The sequence below is a fragment of the Gordonia amarae NBRC 15530 genome (assembly GCF_000241345.1).
Taxonomy (GTDB): Bacteria; Actinomycetota; Actinomycetes; order Mycobacteriales; family Mycobacteriaceae; genus Gordonia; species Gordonia amarae.
In genome coordinates this window covers 31624-46693 of record NZ_BAED01000006.1, presented here as the reverse complement: position 1 = coordinate 46693, position 15070 = coordinate 31624, and the positions used below count along the sequence as shown (strand labels likewise).

General features: G+C 67.8%; 14 protein-coding genes. 7 read left to right on the top strand and 7 right to left on the bottom strand.

The window, feature by feature from the left end:
- Nucleotides 1–62 precede the first annotated feature (62 nt).
- The gene (gene hemW / locus GOAMR_RS01975; protein ID WP_040514110.1) at nucleotides 63–1250 is read right to left on the bottom strand and encodes a radical SAM family heme chaperone HemW; all 1188 of its coding nucleotides are present in this window, start codon (nucleotides 1248–1250) and stop codon (nucleotides 63–65) included.
- 177 nt (nucleotides 1251–1427) lie between these two features.
- On the opposite strand from hemW, the gene GOAMR_RS25850 reads away from it, so the two are divergent.
- The 7 genes from GOAMR_RS25850 to GOAMR_RS01945 all read left to right on the top strand — a co-directional run bounded on the left by GOAMR_RS25850 (nucleotide 1428) and on the right by GOAMR_RS01945 (nucleotide 8233).
- Nucleotides 1428–1517: a putative leader peptide gene (locus GOAMR_RS25850; RefSeq protein WP_366852097.1), complete on the top strand. Its 90-nt coding sequence runs from the start codon at nucleotides 1428–1430 to the stop codon at nucleotides 1515–1517.
- Between the two features lie 168 nt (nucleotides 1518–1685).
- Nucleotides 1686–3614, top strand: coding sequence for a nitrite/sulfite reductase (locus GOAMR_RS01970; RefSeq protein WP_005182098.1), 1929 nt, complete (start codon nucleotides 1686–1688; stop codon nucleotides 3612–3614).
- A complete protein-coding gene (locus GOAMR_RS01965) occupies nucleotides 3611–4360 on the top strand; it encodes a phosphoadenylyl-sulfate reductase (RefSeq protein WP_005182095.1) in 750 nt (249 codons plus the stop codon). The genes GOAMR_RS01970 and GOAMR_RS01965 overlap by 4 nt, the downstream gene beginning before the upstream one ends.
- Entirely contained in the window at nucleotides 4342–5310 is a 969-nt protein-coding gene (gene cysD / locus GOAMR_RS01960) for a sulfate adenylyltransferase subunit CysD (RefSeq protein WP_005182092.1), read from the top strand. Before GOAMR_RS01965 ends, cysD begins: the two co-directional genes overlap by 19 nt.
- Complete coding sequence (locus GOAMR_RS01955) at nucleotides 5310–6611, top strand: sulfate adenylyltransferase subunit 1 (protein ID WP_005182084.1); 1302 nt, start codon at nucleotides 5310–5312, stop codon at nucleotides 6609–6611. The genes cysD and GOAMR_RS01955 overlap by 1 nt, the downstream gene beginning before the upstream one ends.
- A gap of 6 nt (nucleotides 6612–6617) precedes the next feature.
- Entirely contained in the window at nucleotides 6618–7406 is a 789-nt protein-coding gene (locus GOAMR_RS01950; protein ID WP_005182081.1) for a sirohydrochlorin chelatase, read from the top strand.
- A 32-nt stretch (nucleotides 7407–7438) separates the two neighbouring features.
- The gene (locus GOAMR_RS01945; RefSeq protein WP_005182080.1) at nucleotides 7439–8233 is read left to right on the top strand and encodes an alpha/beta fold hydrolase; all 795 of its coding nucleotides are present in this window, start codon (nucleotides 7439–7441) and stop codon (nucleotides 8231–8233) included.
- A 149-nt stretch (nucleotides 8234–8382) separates the two neighbouring features.
- Here GOAMR_RS01945 and GOAMR_RS01940 read toward each other — a convergent pair whose 3' ends face one another.
- The 6 genes from GOAMR_RS01940 to GOAMR_RS01915 form a co-directional block, all read right to left on the bottom strand.
- Nucleotides 8383–9378, bottom strand: coding sequence for a sulfate/molybdate ABC transporter ATP-binding protein (locus GOAMR_RS01940; RefSeq protein ID WP_005182077.1), 996 nt, complete (start codon nucleotides 9376–9378; stop codon nucleotides 8383–8385).
- A gap of 1 nt (nucleotide 9379) precedes the next feature.
- Nucleotides 9380–10330 carry a sulfate ABC transporter permease subunit CysW gene (gene cysW / locus GOAMR_RS01935; RefSeq protein WP_005182076.1) on the bottom strand — a complete coding sequence of 317 codons (951 nt, stop codon included), beginning with the start codon at nucleotides 10328–10330 and terminating at the stop codon, nucleotides 9380–9382.
- A complete protein-coding gene (gene cysT, locus GOAMR_RS01930; protein WP_244427224.1) occupies nucleotides 10327–11202 on the bottom strand; it encodes a sulfate ABC transporter permease subunit CysT in 876 nt (291 codons plus the stop codon). Before cysT ends, cysW begins: the two co-directional genes overlap by 4 nt.
- 2 nt (nucleotides 11203–11204) lie before the next feature.
- Nucleotides 11205–12287, bottom strand: coding sequence for a sulfate ABC transporter substrate-binding protein (locus tag GOAMR_RS01925; protein WP_005182073.1), 1083 nt, complete (start codon nucleotides 12285–12287; stop codon nucleotides 11205–11207).
- A 246-nt stretch (nucleotides 12288–12533) separates the two neighbouring features.
- Nucleotides 12534–12734, bottom strand: coding sequence for a hypothetical protein (locus tag GOAMR_RS01920; protein WP_005182071.1), 201 nt, complete (start codon nucleotides 12732–12734; stop codon nucleotides 12534–12536).
- 304 nt (nucleotides 12735–13038) lie between these two features.
- Nucleotides 13039–15069 (bottom strand): M3 family metallopeptidase, encoded by a 2031-nt coding sequence (locus GOAMR_RS01915; protein ID WP_005182069.1) that lies wholly within the window; start codon nucleotides 15067–15069, stop codon nucleotides 13039–13041.
- Nucleotide 15070: the final 1 nt, after the last annotated feature.

The following is a 15070-nucleotide window of genomic DNA, read 5'->3' as shown; positions in this document are numbered from 1 at the left end:
TTCAATAGCGGCTGTGAAACACCTCACCGGGGCGTGTCGCAACGACCATTCGGTGGACCCGGTTACGCGGTGAGGATGTCGCGGACAATGCCGTCGGCGAGCAGTCGTCCGCGGTCGGTGAGCACGAGCCGGCCGGGTGCGGCCTCCAGCAGGCCCTCGCGCACGAAATCCTGTGCTCGCGAGTGCTCGACGTCCGTCAACTCATTGATAGGAAGTCCTGTGCTGCAACGGATCTTCAGCATCACCCGCTCGGTGTGCCGGTCATCGGCGGTGAGCGTCTCACTGTCGGCGACGGGCAGGACGCCGTCGGCGAGCGTGCTCGCATAGCGCGAGGGATGCTTGTGGTTCCACCAGCGCACCCCGTTCACATGCGAGTGGGCGCCCGGCCCGATCCCCCACCAGTCGGCGCTGTCCCAGTAGGCGATGTTGTGCCGGCACACCGACTCCGGAGCCGACGCCCAGTTCGACACCTCGTACCAGCGCAGCCCGGCAGCGGCCAACCGGGAGTCGATGAGCTGATAGCGACCGGCGAGCACGTCGTCGTCGGGGGCCGGCAGTTCGCCGCGACGCACCCTGCGCGCCAGCGCGGTCCCGTCTTCGACGATGAGCGCGTAGGCGGAGACGTGGTCGACTCGGGCGGACAAGACCGCGTCCAGGCTCGCACGCAGGTCGTCGTCGGATTCGCCGGGGGTGCCGTAGATGAGGTCGAGGTTGACGTGGCCGAAACCGGCGGCGCGCGCCTCGCGGGCGGCGGCGACAGCCCGGCCGGGCGTGTGTGTGCGGTCCAGGACGGCCAGCACATGCTGAGCGGCGGACTGCATACCGAGCGAGATCCGCGTGTAGCCGGCCTCGCGCAGGCCGGCGAAGAACTCCGGCGACGTCGACTCCGGATTGGACTCGGTGGTGACCTCCGCGCCGGGGGCCAGCTCGAAGGAGTTCCGGACGTCGCCGAGCAACCGGGCCAGCCCGGACGCCCCGAGCAGCGAGGGGGTGCCGCCGCCGACGAAGATGGTCGACACCGGCCGGGCCGGGCGCAGCGTCGCGGCCGCGATGTCGAGCTCGCACGCCACCGCCTCGTGCCACGACGCCGGGGAGGCCGACGATCCGAGCTCGCCCGCGGTGTAGGTGTTGAAATCGCAGTAGCCGCAGCGCGAGGCGCAGAACGGGACGTGGAGATAGAGCCCGAAACCCGTCGACGCATCGGCCGACCCGCACGCCGCGGCGACCTCGGGCACCACGGGTACCGTGATCTTGTCGACGGTGGCCTTGTCGACGGTGGCCTTGTCGATGGCAGAACTCACCCGCCCATCATGCGCCGAGTCCTGCGACTATCCCCAATCCCGCGCCTCGCCCGCCCCGATCTGCCTTTTGCATCATCGTGAGGAAAAATAAGCCCAAGTAGACGCAGCGGGGCCTCGCGTGGCACCATGGAGGGCGTGACTTCCCCCGGGGTGTGGCTGACCATGCGTCGCCACATTGATCTCAAGCGCGTAGCCAGCGCATCCTGTCGTCCTTAGACGACGTGTGACTGTCGCGGACTCCGCACGCTGCCAGGCGCAGCGCCTCGTGATTCACCACGACAGGTTATCGGCCCCGAACTGTCCCCCGCTCGCGGGATGCCGCCACGTGATCTCAGCCCATTTGATCGTGACTTGATACGGCGCTGCGCGCCGACAGGAGAATTCATGACGTCGACCACGGATGCCCTCACGGCTTCGGACAGCCCCGAGCCCGCCGACGGCACCCCCGCGGACGCCGGTTCGGCGTCCGATACCGCCGCTGCCGGGACCAGGCCACGTACCCGGCCCCGCGCCCCGCGTACCGCCGCCAACGGTGACACCCCGGTCCGTCAGCGCACCCCCCGCACCCCTGCCGCCGACGGCGAGGCCGCACCTCGCACCCGGACGCCCCGCGCCCCGCGCGCCGCCGCCGACGGTGACGCGCCCGCCCGCAAGCCCCGCCCGGTCAAGCGCCGCGCCGAGGGCCAGTGGAAGCTCGGCTACCGCGAGCCGCTCAACCCCAACGAGCAGGTCAAGAAGGACGATCACCCGCTCAACGTGCGCGCCCGCATCGAGAACATCTACGCCAAGAACGGTTTCGACTCGATCGACAAGCAGGACCTGCGCGGCCGGATGCGCTGGTGGGGCCTGTACACCCAGCGCCGCGAGGGCTACGACGGCACGTTCACCGGCGACGAGAACATCGATCTGCTCGAAGACAGCCACTTCATGATGCGGATCCGCTGCGACGGCGGCGCGCTGTCGGCCGAGCAGCTGCGCACCCTCGGTCAGCTCTCCACCGAGTTCGCCCGCGATACCGCCGACCTGTCCGACCGCGAGAATGTCCAGTACCACTGGATCCGCATCGAGGACGTCCCCACCATCTGGGAACGCATCGAGGCCGTCGGACTCAAGACCACGCAGGCCTGCGGCGACTGCCCTCGCGTGGTCCTGGGGTCACCGCTGGCCGGTGAGGCCGTCGACGAGGTCCTCGACCCCACCCCGGCGATCGATGAGATCGTGCGCCGCTACATCGGCGACAAGAACCTGTCGAACCTGCCCCGCAAGTTCAAGACCGCCATCTCCGGCCTGCAGGACGTGGCCCATGAGATCAACGACGTCGCGTTCATCGGCGTGGTCCACCCCGAGCATGGCCCGGGCCTGGACCTGTGGGTCGGCGGCGGCCTCTCGACCAACCCGATGCTGGCCCAGCGGGTCGGCGCGTGGATCCCGCTCGACGAGGTGCCGGACGTGTGGGAGGCGGTGGTCTCGATCTTCCGCGACTACGGCTACCGGCGCCTGCGCTCCAAGGCGCGGCTGAAGTTCCTCATCAAGGACTGGGGCATCGAGAAGTTCCGCCAGGTCCTCGAGGACGAGTACCTCGGCCGCAAGCTGATCGACGGTCCCGCACCCGAGCCGCTCAAGGCCCCGCGTGATCACGTCGGCGTGCAGAAGCTCAAGAACGGTCTCAACGCCGTCGGTTTCGCCGCCATCGCCGGCCGCGTGTCGGGCACCAAGCTCACCGCCATCGCCGACGCCGCCGAGCGGGTGGGTTCGGACCGGATCCGGTTCACCCCGTACCAGAAGCTGATCGTGCTCGACGTGCCCGACGACAAAGTCGACGAGCTGGTCGACGAGCTCGCCACTCATGGCCTGTCCGGCCGCCCGTCCAACTGGCGCCGGAACCTCATGGCGTGCAGCGGCATCGAGTTCTGCAAGCTGTCGTTCGTCGAAACCCGCAAGCGCTCACAGGATCTCGTGCCCGAGCTGGAGCAGCGCCTGGCCGACATCAACGACAAGCTCGACGTGCCGATCACCGTCAACATCAACGGCTGCCCCAACTCGTGCGCTCGCTCGCAGATCGCCGACATCGGTTTCAAGGGCCAGCTGGTCGAGGACGACAACGGCGGGCAGACCGAGGGTTTCCAGGTGCACCTGGGCGGAAGCCTCGGACTGGACTCCGGTTTCGGTCGCAAGCTGCGCCAGCACAAGGTGACCTCGGCCGAGATGGGCGACTACGTCGACCGGGTCGTGCGCAATTTCATCGAGCAGCGTGAAGAAGGTGAACGGTTCGCGCAGTGGGCCGTTCGCGCGGACGAGGAGGCACTGCGATGACCACCGGAACCATCACCCGGACCGGACGGCGGCACAGCGAGGATGAGCTGCGCGCGCTCGCCGAGCAGGGCGCCGCCGAACTCGGCCCCGACGCCACCCCCGAGGAACTGTTCGCCTGGACGGCGAAGACTTTCGGCGACAACTTCGTGGTGGCCTCCAACATGCAGGACGCCGTGCTGGTCGATCTGGCCGCCAAGCATGTCGACGCCGGCCTGCTCGACGGCCACAAGCTCAAGATCCTGTTCCTGGACACCGGCTATCACTTCGCCGAGACCATCGGCACCCGTGACGCGGTGGAGCAGGTGTACGGCGTGGAGATGGTCAACATCCATCCCGAGCACACCGTCGCCGAGCAGGACGAGCTGCTGGGCCGCAACCTGTTCTCCCGTGACCCCGCCGAATGCTGCCGGCTGCGGAAGGTGGTGCCGCTCAAGGCGAATCTGGCGCGGTACGACGCCTGGGTGACCGGCATCCGCCGGGTCGAGGCACCTACCCGCGCCAACGCCCCGCTGATCACCTTCGACGAGGGCTTCGGGCTGGTGAAGATCAACCCGATCGCCCCCTGGTCCGACGAGGTCATGCAGGACTACATCGACACCCACGGTGTCCTCGTCAATCCCCTTGTCGACGAGGGTTATCCGTCGATCGGCTGCGCCCCCTGCACGGCCAAGCCCGAACCCGGATCCGACAAGCGCAGCGGCCGGTGGGCCGGCCGCGCCAAGACAGAATGTGGGCTGCACGCATGACCACCATCGATACCAACAGGGCAGGCGCCGACGTGTTCATCGACGACGTAGAGAACGACGAGTTCACCACCCTGGACGCACTCGAATCCGAGGCCATTCACATCTTCCGTGAGGTGGCAGGCGAATTCGAGCGCCCGGTGATCCTCTTCTCCGGAGGCAAGGACTCCACCGTTCTGCTGCACCTGGCGCTCAAGGCCTTCTGGCCCGCGCCGCTGCCGTTCGCGCTGCTGCACGTGGACACCGGCCACAACCTGCCCGAGATCATCGCGTTCCGTGACGAGATCGTCGAACGGCACAACCTGCGCCTGCATGTGGCCTCGGTCGAGGAGTACCTGGCCGACGGCCGGCTCACCGAGCGTCCCGACGGCATCCGCAATCCGCTGCAGACCATCCCGCTGCTCGACGCGATCACCGAGAACCGGTTCGACGCGGTGTTCGGCGGCGGTCGCCGCGACGAGGAGCGTTCGCGCGCCAAGGAGCGGATCTTCTCGCTGCGCAACGCCTTCGGCCAGTGGGATCCCAAGCGTCAGCGTCCCGAGCTGTGGAACCTGTACAACGGCCGGCACGCGCCGGGCGAGCATGTGCGCGTGTTCCCGCTGAGCAACTGGACCGAGCTCGACATCTGGCGGTACATCGCCCGCGAGCAGGTGCTGCTCGCCCCGCTGTACTACGCCCACGAACGTGAGGTGTTCGAACGCGACGGCATGTGGATGACGTCCGGTTCGTGGGGCGGCCCCCGCGAGGGTGAGACCGTCGAGGTCCGCAAGGTGCGCTACCGCACCGTCGGCGACGGCTCCACCACCGGCGCGATCCTTTCCGACGCCGACACCAACGAGGCCGTCCTCGATGAGGTCGCGGCGTCCCGACTCACCGAACGCGGTGCCACCCGCGGCGACGACCGCGTCTCCGAGGCCGCCATGGAAGACCGCAAACGCGAAGGATACTTCTGATGAAACACGTCCCCGATCTGCTGCGGATCGCCACGGCGGGCAGCGTTGACGACGGCAAGTCCACCCTCGTCGGCCGGTTGCTGTACGACACCAAATCCGTTCTGGCCGACCAGATCGACGCCGTGACCCGTGCGTCCGTCGACCGCGGCCTCGACGGCCCGGACCTGTCACTGCTGGTCGACGGTCTGCGCGCCGAGCGCGAGCAGGGCATCACCATCGACGTGGCCTACCGCTACTTCGCCACTCCCGCACGCTCGTTCGTCCTCGCCGACACCCCCGGGCATGTGCAGTACACCCGCAACACCGTGTCCGGCGCATCCACCGCACAGCTGGTGATCCTGCTGGTGGACGCCCGCAACGGCGTCGTGGCGCAGACCCGCCGCCATGCCGCGGTGATGGCGCTTCTCGGTGTGCCGCAACTGGTTCTGGCGGTCAACAAGATCGACCTGGTGGACAATCCCGCCGAGGTTTTCGCGCGGATCTCGCAGGAGTTCGGTGAACTGACCCGCTCGCTCGGCTGGGCCGACGACCAGATCATCGAGATCCCGGTGTCGGCGCTGCACGGTGACAATGTGGCCATCAAGTCCGACAAGACGCCGTACTACAACGGCCCGACGCTCATCGAGCATCTGGAGACGGTGCCGAACGTGACCGACCGCCGTCAGGTGGGCCTGCGGTTCCCGGTGCAGTATGTGATCCGTCCCCGCACCGCCGAATACCCCGACTACCGCGGCTACGCCGGGCAGATCGCCGCCGGCCGGGTGTCGGTGGGCGACGAGGTGGTGATCCTGCCGTCGGGTACCCGCACCACGATCAGCCAGATCGACACGCCCGATGGTCAATTGGCCACCGCGCACACCGGGCGCAGCGTCACCCTGCTGCTCGCCGACGACGTCGACGCCTCCCGCGGCGATGTCATCGCCGCGGTCACCGACGCGCCCGAGCCGATTCAGCAGTTCACCGCCACGGTGTGCTGGCTGGCGGAGAAGCCGCTGCGCCCCGGCGCCCGGCTACTGCTCAAGCACGGCACCCGCACCACCCAGGCGATCGTCGGCGGCCTCGACGCCCTGTTCGATGAGCAGAACCTGTCGCTGGTCGACGCGCCGAACACCGTGGAACTCAACCAGATCGGCCGCATTTCGGTGCAGACCGCGGAACCGATCGTCGCCGACGACTATCAGGTGAACCGGGAAACCGGCAGCTTCCTGCTGATCGACCCGCAGGGCGGCAACACTCTGGCCGCCGGTCTGGTGGGCGACGCACTGTCGCCGCTGCACTTGCAAGAAGCCGAACTCGTCTGACCTGCTGTGCATTTCGAATCTCCGACACTGGTACTCGTCGCGCACGGCAGCCGTGATCCCCGGTTCGCGGCCACCGCGCGGCGGGTACGGTCGGCGGTCGCCGCGGCGATTCCCGGTATCGACGTCGAACTGGCGTATCTGGATCTCAACGATCCGGCGATCGGTACGGTGATCGCCGGGTCCGGCGATTGTGTGGTGGTCCCGCTGCTGTTCGCCGAGGGATTTCACTCCAAGATCGACCTGCCGGCGATCATCGCCGATCACGCCGGCACCGGGCAGCGGGTGATCCAGACGCCGGTGATCGGTGCGCGTTCGCTGACCCGCGCACTGGCCGACCGGTTGGCGGAAGCGGGCCTGGGTGCTGATGACGGTGTACTGCTGTGCTCCGTCGGATCCTCGGATGCGGGTGCCGACCAGCATGTGCGGCGCCGCGCCATCGAATTGTCGACGCTGCTGCACCGGCCCGTCGACGTCGTGTTCGCCACCAAACTCGGTGCGCGCGATCACGCGTTGAGATCGTCGGTCCGGCGCATGAAAGCGGCTGGGGCACAACGCATCGTGCTCAGCCCTTATTTCCTGTCCGCCGGCCTGCTCACCGAACGCGTCGACGCCGCACTCGACCGCCTGTGCCCCGACGCCCTGGTCGCCGGTCCTCTCGGCGCCCACCCCGCCGTCATCGACGCCGTCGTCGAACTGTACGCCGAGGCCACGGCCGTGTCCCGTCCCTTCGCCGGTGGCGACCCGGCTGCGGATGTCGCGGACGTGGTGCTCGCCGGAGGCTTCGGGACCTGCTGAGGTCCGGGGCCGGGAAGGCATAGGCTCACAGCATGCGGGATTTCATCGTCGACGTCGACGGCGCACAGCTCAAGGGCACCGCCTCCGACGCCCCGACTGTCGTGTTGGTGCACGGCATGGCCGGTGACCGGTACGACTGGGATGTCCTGGTCCACGCGCTCCCCGACCGATTCCCGCTATTGCGCTACGACCTGCGCGGTTTCGGCGAGTCGGCAGCGACCGACGGCGTGGAGTTCTCCCACTCCGATGATCTGATCGCCGTCCTCGACGCCCAACGCATCGACCGCGCCGTGCTCGTCGGAGTGTCGATGGGCGGCGCGATCGTCGCCAACACCGCCCTGAACCATCCGGACCGGGTGTCGGGACTGGTGCTGATCAGTCCGGCACTGACCGGCTGGCGCTGGTCCCGCGACTGGCGCACCCGCTGGAAAGACGTCGCCGTACTCGTACAAGCCGGCGACCTCGACGCCGCCCGTGACCTGTGGTGGTCGCACCCCATGTTCGACGCCGTCCGCGAGACCCCTGGCGCCGGTGATCTGCGGGAAGCATTGAACCGCTATCCCGGCCGCCAGTGGCTCGGCGACGACCAGCGCCGCGAACTCCCCGACGCCGAACGCCTACACGCCCTGACAACACCGACCGTCCTGTTCAGCGGCGGCCGCGATGTCGAGGACATGCGCCTGATCGCCGACGTCATCGCCGCCGCCGCACCGAACGTCGACCGCATCGACTTCCCCGACGCCGGCCACATGCTCCACTGGGAACGCCCCGCCGACGTCGCCGCCGCCATCCCGCAACTTGCCTTGACTGAACCCTTCGCCGGTTGAGCCCATTGCCGGTTGAGGTGCGAGGAGCGCTAGCGACAAGCCTCGAAACCCGGTGAGACAACACTGTCATCTCACCGGGTTTCGAGGCTCGCAAGCTCGCACCTCAACCGGCGGGGTGGTCCACTATTCGAAACAGGTGCGGGTCCTGCTCAGACCGCCGTCAGCGCGGGCACCTTCGTCGCGCGGGCGTAGATCTGTTCGCCCGTAACCAGATTCAGTGCGTTGGCGTCACCTCGGGTGATCTGTGCGGCGAACTCCTCACCGGAGGCCAGCGAGGTCAGTTCCACGCGGGTCTCAAAACCGAGATGCACGACGCGGTCGACGGTGGCCTTGATGACCCCGGTGTCGAGTTTGGCGTCGGCGGCGGGCAGCGCGAGTTCGGGGTTGCGGCCGATGCGGATGTCGTGCGGACGCACCAGTTCCCCGTTGAGCCGGACGGTCTGCCCGAGGAACGAGGCGACGAACTCGTTGGCCGGGCGGTCGTACAGGTCGTCGGGTGAGCCGACCTGCTCGATGCGGCCCTTGTTGAGCACCGCGATCCGGTCGGACACGTCGAGCGCCTCCTGCTGGTCGTGGGTCACCAGCACCGTGGTCACACCCACCTCCTCGTGCAGGCGGCGCAGCCACTTACGCAGGTCGTCGCGGACCTTGGCGTCGAGGGCGCCGAAGGGCTCGTCGAGCAGCAGCACCTGCGGGTCCACCGCGAGCGCCCGGGCCAGCGCCATACGCTGCCGCTGGCCACCGGAAAGCTGTGCCGGGTAACGCTTCTGGAAGCCGGCGAGCCCCACGATCTCCAGCAGCTCGTCGACCTTGGCGTCGACCTCGTTCTTGGGGCGCTTGCGGATCTTCAGACCGAACGCCACATTGTCGCGGACGGTGAGGTGCTTGAACGCGGCGTAGTGCTGGAACACGAAGCCGATGTCGCGCTTCTGCGGCGACGCGGTGGACACGTCGTTGCCCTTGATCACCACGGTGCCCGAGTCGAGGGAGTCGAGGCCCGCGATGGCCCGCAGCAGCGTCGACTTGCCGGAACCGGACGGCCCGAGCAGGGAGGTCAGCGAGCCGTCGGGGATCTCGATCGACACGTCGTCGAGTGCGGCGAAATCTCCGTAGCGCTTGTTGGCGCCGATCACCTGAATGGACATGTCACACACCTTCCTTGGAGCCGGCGGCCCCTGCGAGAACCGCTGTGCCGGCGGAGGAATTGTCGCCGCCCGATGCGGCGGATTCTGCTGTGCCCGCCGACCCGGTAGCTCCCGGGGTGGCGGTGTAGGACTGGCTTGCCTCGGCGAGGCGGCCCTTGGCGCGGTGTTCGATGAAGGTCATCGCGACCAGCACCAAGATGGCAACGAACATCAACAGGGTCGCGGCGGCGTACGCGCCGAACTCGTTGTAATCGTCGGTGTAGCGCGAGTGCACCAACAGGGTCAGGGTCTGCGAGACGCCCGGGAAGTTGGACGAGACCATGGTGACCGCGCCGTACTCGCCGAGCGAGCGGGCGATGGTCAGCACCACGCCGTAGGTCAGGCCCCACCGAATCGCCGGGAGGGTGATCCGGGAGAAGGTCTGCCAGGCGTTGGCGCCGAGGGTGGCGGCGGCCTGTTCCTGTTCGGTGCCGATCTCACGGAGCACCGGCTCCACCTCGCGCACCACGAATGGCAGGGTGACGAAGATGGTGGCCAGCACCAACCCGGGGAAGCCGAAGATGATGCGGAAGCCGAGACTTTCGATGCCGCCGAACCAGCCGCCGTGTCCCCACAGCAGGATCAGCGCGACACCCACCACGACCGGCGACACCGCGAACGGCAGATCGACGACCGCCTGCAGGAAGCCCTTGCCGGGGAACTTCCCGCGGACCAGGGCGAGCGCGGTGGCGATACCGAAGATCACGTTCAGCGGCACCACGATCACCACGATGAGCAGGCTCAGTTGCAGCGCGGAGATGGCGGCGGGGGTGGTGATCCAGTCCCAGAATTGGCCGAAGCCGTGTTCGAAGGAGCGCCAGAAGATCAACGACACCGGCACCACGAGCAGAATGAACAGGTAGACCAGGGCGACGGTCCGCAGACTCAGGCGGACCCAGGGAGCGATTTTCACTGGTCCTTCTCCTCTCGGACGGACTGCCGCCTGCCGACGATCCGCAGGATGAGCAGTGCGATGAACGCGATGGCCAGCAGGACCACCGAGATGGCGGCCGCGTTGACCGGCTCGTCGACCTCGATCTGCTGCTGGATGTACTGAGAAGCCACCTGCGTCTCGCCGGGGATGTTGCCGCCGATGAGCACGACCGAACCGAACTCGCCGATGGCCCTGGTGAAGGCCAGGCCCGCACCGGTGAGGATCGACGGCAGCAGCGCCGGCAGCACGATCTTGGTGAAGGTGGTGATGTTGCTGGCGCCGAGCACCGCCGCGGCCTCCTCGACGTCCTGGTCGAGTTCGAGAAGCACCGGCTGCACCTGCCGCACCACGAACGGCAGCGTGACGAACGTGAGCGCGACGACGAGAGCGGGCTGGGTGGCGTTCAGCTGGATGTCGAGCGGGCTGTTGGGTCCGTACAGCGACAGCAGCACGAGGCTGGCGACGATCGTCGGCAGCGCGAACGGCAGGTCGATGATGGCGTTGACAAAGGCCTTGCCGGGGAATTCGTCACGCACCAGCACCCACGCGATGAGGGTGCCGAAGACCACGTTGATCAGCGCGACGATCAGCGACACCCACACGGTGATCCGCAGGGCGTCGACGGCGGCGTCGTCGGTGATGGCGTCCCAGAAACCGCTCCAGCCGTTGTCGAAGGACTGCACGGTGATCGCGGCGAGCGGCAGCAGGACGATGACGCTGAGCCACAGCCAGGCCACCCCGATCTGGGCGGGCGAGACACCGCTGAAGGTGCGTACCCTGCCCAAGAAGCCTCCCGGTACGCCGGATCCTCCCGGTGCCGCCGCACCGGCGGATGTGTGTTCGGTTGCGATACTCACAGTCGCCCTCCGGAGTTGTAGATCTTGGTGATGGCACCCTTGGAGCCGAACAACGCGCCGTCGACCGCTTTCCATCCGGTCAGGTCCTTGCCGTCGTTCTTGGCGGCGGTTCCCTGGCCGAGGACCTTGCCGAGTTCGTCGATGGTCCACAGCGTGTCGATGTGGCCGGGGAACAGGCCCACCGTCTCGGTGACGATCTCGGGCACGACCGGCCGGAAACCCTGCTTGGCCCACAGGCGCTGCGCCTCGGGGGTGAACAGGAAGTCGACGAACGCCTTGGCGGCGGTCTTGTGGTCGGAGGTGTTCACCACGGCCACCGGATTCTCGATCTTGAAGGTCTGGGGCGGCAGCACATAGTCGACCTGCTGGCTCTTCGGCGATGTCGCGTTCTGCCGCTTCAGCATGATCGCCTCGTTCTCGTAGCTGATCAGGACATCACCCTGGCCCTGCTCGAACGCGGTGGTGGCCTCACGGCCCGACTTGGGCACCACGGTGACGTGGTCGCGGATCAACTCACTGACATAGTCGAGGCCGGCCTGCACGTTCTGGCCGCCGTTGCTCTTGGCCGCGAACGGCGCGAGCAGGTTCCACTTGGCCGATCCCGAGCTGCCCGGGTTGGGCGTGACCACCTGGACACCCGGCTTGAGAAGATCGTCCCAGTCCTTGATGTTCTTGGGGTTGCCCTTGCGCACCACCAGCGACACGACGGAACCAAACGGCGTCGACTTGTAGGGAGCCTGGTCCTGCCAGTCCTTGTCGACGACGCCCTCCTTGACCAGGCGGGTGATGTCGGGTTCGACGGAGAAGTTCACCACGTCGGCCGGCACTCGTCGCGCCACCTTGCGCGACTGGTCACCGGAGGCGCCGTACGACTGGGAGAACCCCACCTCGCGGCCTTCGTCGGTCTCCCGGAATGCGGGGATGATCAGGTCGAACCCGGCCTTGGGGACGGCATAGGCGACGAGATTGACGTGCTGGCTGCCGCTGGAGATGTCCTCCCCGCCCGGCTCGTCGGTCGATCCGCCGCCACAGGCGGTCACGGCGCCGGCCGCGCAGAGCGCAACCAGTCCGGTCGCCATGGCACGCCATGATCTGGCCCTTCTGTTCATTGCTCTCCTCACCGGCGATCGGGCCCCCACCGTCGGGGACCCACTGAAGACTGATGCCGATACAAGCTAGCAATGTCGGCGCCGGACGCGGCGCCTTGAAATCATGCTGAACAGAACCCCTGTGACCAGGGAATATCAGCGGGTGAGCAACCAGGCGATGATCACCAGAACAATGAGGGCGACCAGCGCCATCGTCACACGTGAACGGATCATCGGCTACAGCCCAGTCCCATCGTCGTCGAGAAACCGCCGCCGGTCGACCAGACCGGTCACCGCCCCCACCAGCAGGTTCAGCAGCACCGCGGCCCCGACGGCCAACGGCACCACCACGACGAGAGTCACCAGCAGCTGCGGCACGAACGACAGTCCGGTCAGCCACTCCTCGACGCCGTCCCACCAGTCCAGGAAGGAACTCACGTCATCTCATCTCGTCGGTCCGCTTCCGGGCGGAGGTTTCACTCATCCTGATTGCAACACCGGCCCGCCGAGTGGCAGTCCGGTCGCTGGCCATGATACTTCCACCCCGACCACCCATCGTGATCCCTGAGCCCGACGCAACCCGAAGCACCGCAACCACCCCTCTCGATCCCCGACACCACAGCGACAACAGTCACCGCAACCACCCCTCTTGATCCCTGAGGCCGAAGCGACGAAGGAGCGAGGGTCTCGAAGGGTCCGGTGACGTGACGTCCTGACGCAGCCACCTCGCACGAGCCGCTCCTCAGGAAACGGCCAGCCCCCGGCGCCGGAGCAACGGATCGATGCCCGGCGTCCGGCCGATCAGCTCGCGGTGCGCGACCAGCGGATCCACACTGTCCCCACGCGACAGCGTCGAGGCGACGAACCGGCGGCCGTTCTCCCGCCGCAGCCCGCCCTCGGCGAGGAACCACTGTTCGGTCTCGGCGTCGAGGATCTCCGACCAGATGTACGAGTAGTAACCGGCCGAGTATCCCCCGCCGAAGATGTGGTTGAAGTAGGCGGTGCGGTACCGGGGCGGCACGAGTTCGGTGGCGAGCCCGGCGTTCTCCAGCGCCTGCCGCTCGAACAGCTCCACGTCGGTGACGGCCTCGGCCTCCTCGGAGGTGAGCCGGTGCCAGGCGAGGTCGAGCACAGCGGCCGCGAGATATTCGACGGTGCCGTGGGCGCTTTCGGTGTTCGCTGAATCCCGTGCGGCCTGTGCCAGTTCGGCCGGGATCGGCTCGCCGGTGCGGTAGTGCCGGGCGTAGTTGGCCAGTACGTCGGGGTGCAGCGCCCACATCTCGTTGACCTGCGACGGGAACTCCACGAAGTCACGCGGCACGGACGTGCCCGATTGCGACGGGTACTCCACCGACGACAGCAGCCCGTGCAGGGTGTGCCCGAACTCGTGGAACAGCGTCGTCAGCTGGTCGGTCGAGAGCAGACACGGCTCGCCGTCGTCGGGCTTGGTCAGGTTCAGCACGTTGACGATGACCGGCGTGCTGCGCAGCGCCGCCGACTGGTCGACGATGCTGTTCATCCACGCCCCGCCGCGTTTGGACGGCCGGGCGTAGAAGTCACCCAGGTACAGCCCGACACCGTTGCCCGCGTCGTCGTGGACCTCCCACACCCGCACGTCGGGGTGGTAGCCGCGCAGGTCCGGTCGCGGGGTGAACCGCAGCCCGTACAGCTTGCCCGCGGCGTAGAACACGCCGTCGTTGAGCACCCGGTCGAGTTCGCAGTAGTCGGTGAACACGCTCAGGTCGACGGGAGCCTTGTCCTTGCGTTCCTGGGCCAGCCAGTAGGTGACGTCGGCGGGGCCGAGAGCGCCACCAGCAAGTTCGGTGAGCCGGTCCAGTTCGGCCGAGCCCGCCCGCATCGCCGAGGCGGCCAGCTCGGCCAGCAGTTCATCGACGGCCGCGGGATCGGGCGCGGTCTCCTCGGCGATCACGTAGTCGGCGTGCGTCGCGTACCCGAGCAGTGCGGCGCGCCGTGCCCGCAGCCGCACGATCTCCAGCACGATCTCGCGGGTGTCGAAGTCGTTGCCGCGCAGGCAGCGCCGCACCGAGGCGTCGAAGACCCGTTGCCGCACCGCGGGATCGGTGAGCGAGGTGAGCACCGACTGACTCGTCGGAAGTTGCAGCGCCAGCAGGTACTTCCCGTCATGCCCGGCGTCTGTGGCGGCGCGGGCGGCCGCGGTGATCTCCCCCGCCGACAGTCCGTCGAGTTCGGCCGCCGAGTCGACGAGCACCGCCGAGTCGTTGGTGTCGTCGAGCAGCAACTGCGAGAAGGTGGTGGTCAGATAGGCCAGCCGCGAGGAGATCTCGCGCATCTGCGCCTGCCCGCCCGCATCGAGTCCCGCTCCCGACCGGACCGCGCTGCGGTACTGCTTGTCAAGGAGCCGGCGCTGCGATTCGGTCAGCCCGAGCTCGTCGGCCCGCTCGTGCAGCGACGAAATCCGGGCGAACAGCTCGGCATTCATGGCGATCGTGTTGGCGTGATCGGTGAGCGCCGTCGACAGGTGCTGCGCGATCTCGTTGCGCCGCGGATTGGTGTCCGGGCCGACGAGGTTGAAGAAGATCCCGCTCGCACGCGCAAGGTCCCGCCCGCACAACTCCAGCGCCTCGGCGGTGTTGGCGAACGTCACCGGTTCCGGGTTGCCGGCGATCGCCTCCACCTCGGCGAGCTGCGTGGCCATGGCCGCGGTGAACGCGGGCAGGAAATCGTCGTCGGCGATCGACGCGAAGTCCGGCAGACCGTGCGGCAGCTCCGACTGTGCGAGAACGGGATTCATC

Coding starts and splice junctions, on each gene's coding strand:
- GOAMR_RS25850 (WP_366852097.1), top strand. CDS start 1,428: ATGGAGGGCGTGACTTCCCCCGGGGTGTGGCTGACCATGCGTCGCCAC.
- GOAMR_RS01970 (WP_005182098.1), top strand. CDS start 1,686: ATGACGTCGACCACGGATGCCCTCACGGCTTCGGACAGCCCCGAGCCC.
- GOAMR_RS01965 (WP_005182095.1), top strand. CDS start 3,611: ATGACCACCGGAACCATCACCCGGACCGGACGGCGGCACAGCGAGGAT.
- cysD (WP_005182092.1), top strand. CDS start 4,342: ATGTGGGCTGCACGCATGACCACCATCGATACCAACAGGGCAGGCGCC.
- GOAMR_RS01955 (WP_005182084.1), top strand. CDS start 5,310: ATGAAACACGTCCCCGATCTGCTGCGGATCGCCACGGCGGGCAGCGTT.
- GOAMR_RS01945 (WP_005182080.1), top strand. CDS start 7,439: ATGCGGGATTTCATCGTCGACGTCGACGGCGCACAGCTCAAGGGCACC.
- GOAMR_RS01940 (WP_005182077.1), bottom strand. CDS start 9,378: ATGTCCATTCAGGTGATCGGCGCCAACAAGCGCTACGGAGATTTCGCC.
- GOAMR_RS01925 (WP_005182073.1), bottom strand. CDS start 12,287: ATGGCGACCGGACTGGTTGCGCTCTGCGCGGCCGGCGCCGTGACCGCC.
- GOAMR_RS01915 (WP_005182069.1), bottom strand. CDS start 15,069: ATGAATCCCGTTCTCGCACAGTCGGAGCTGCCGCACGGTCTGCCGGAC.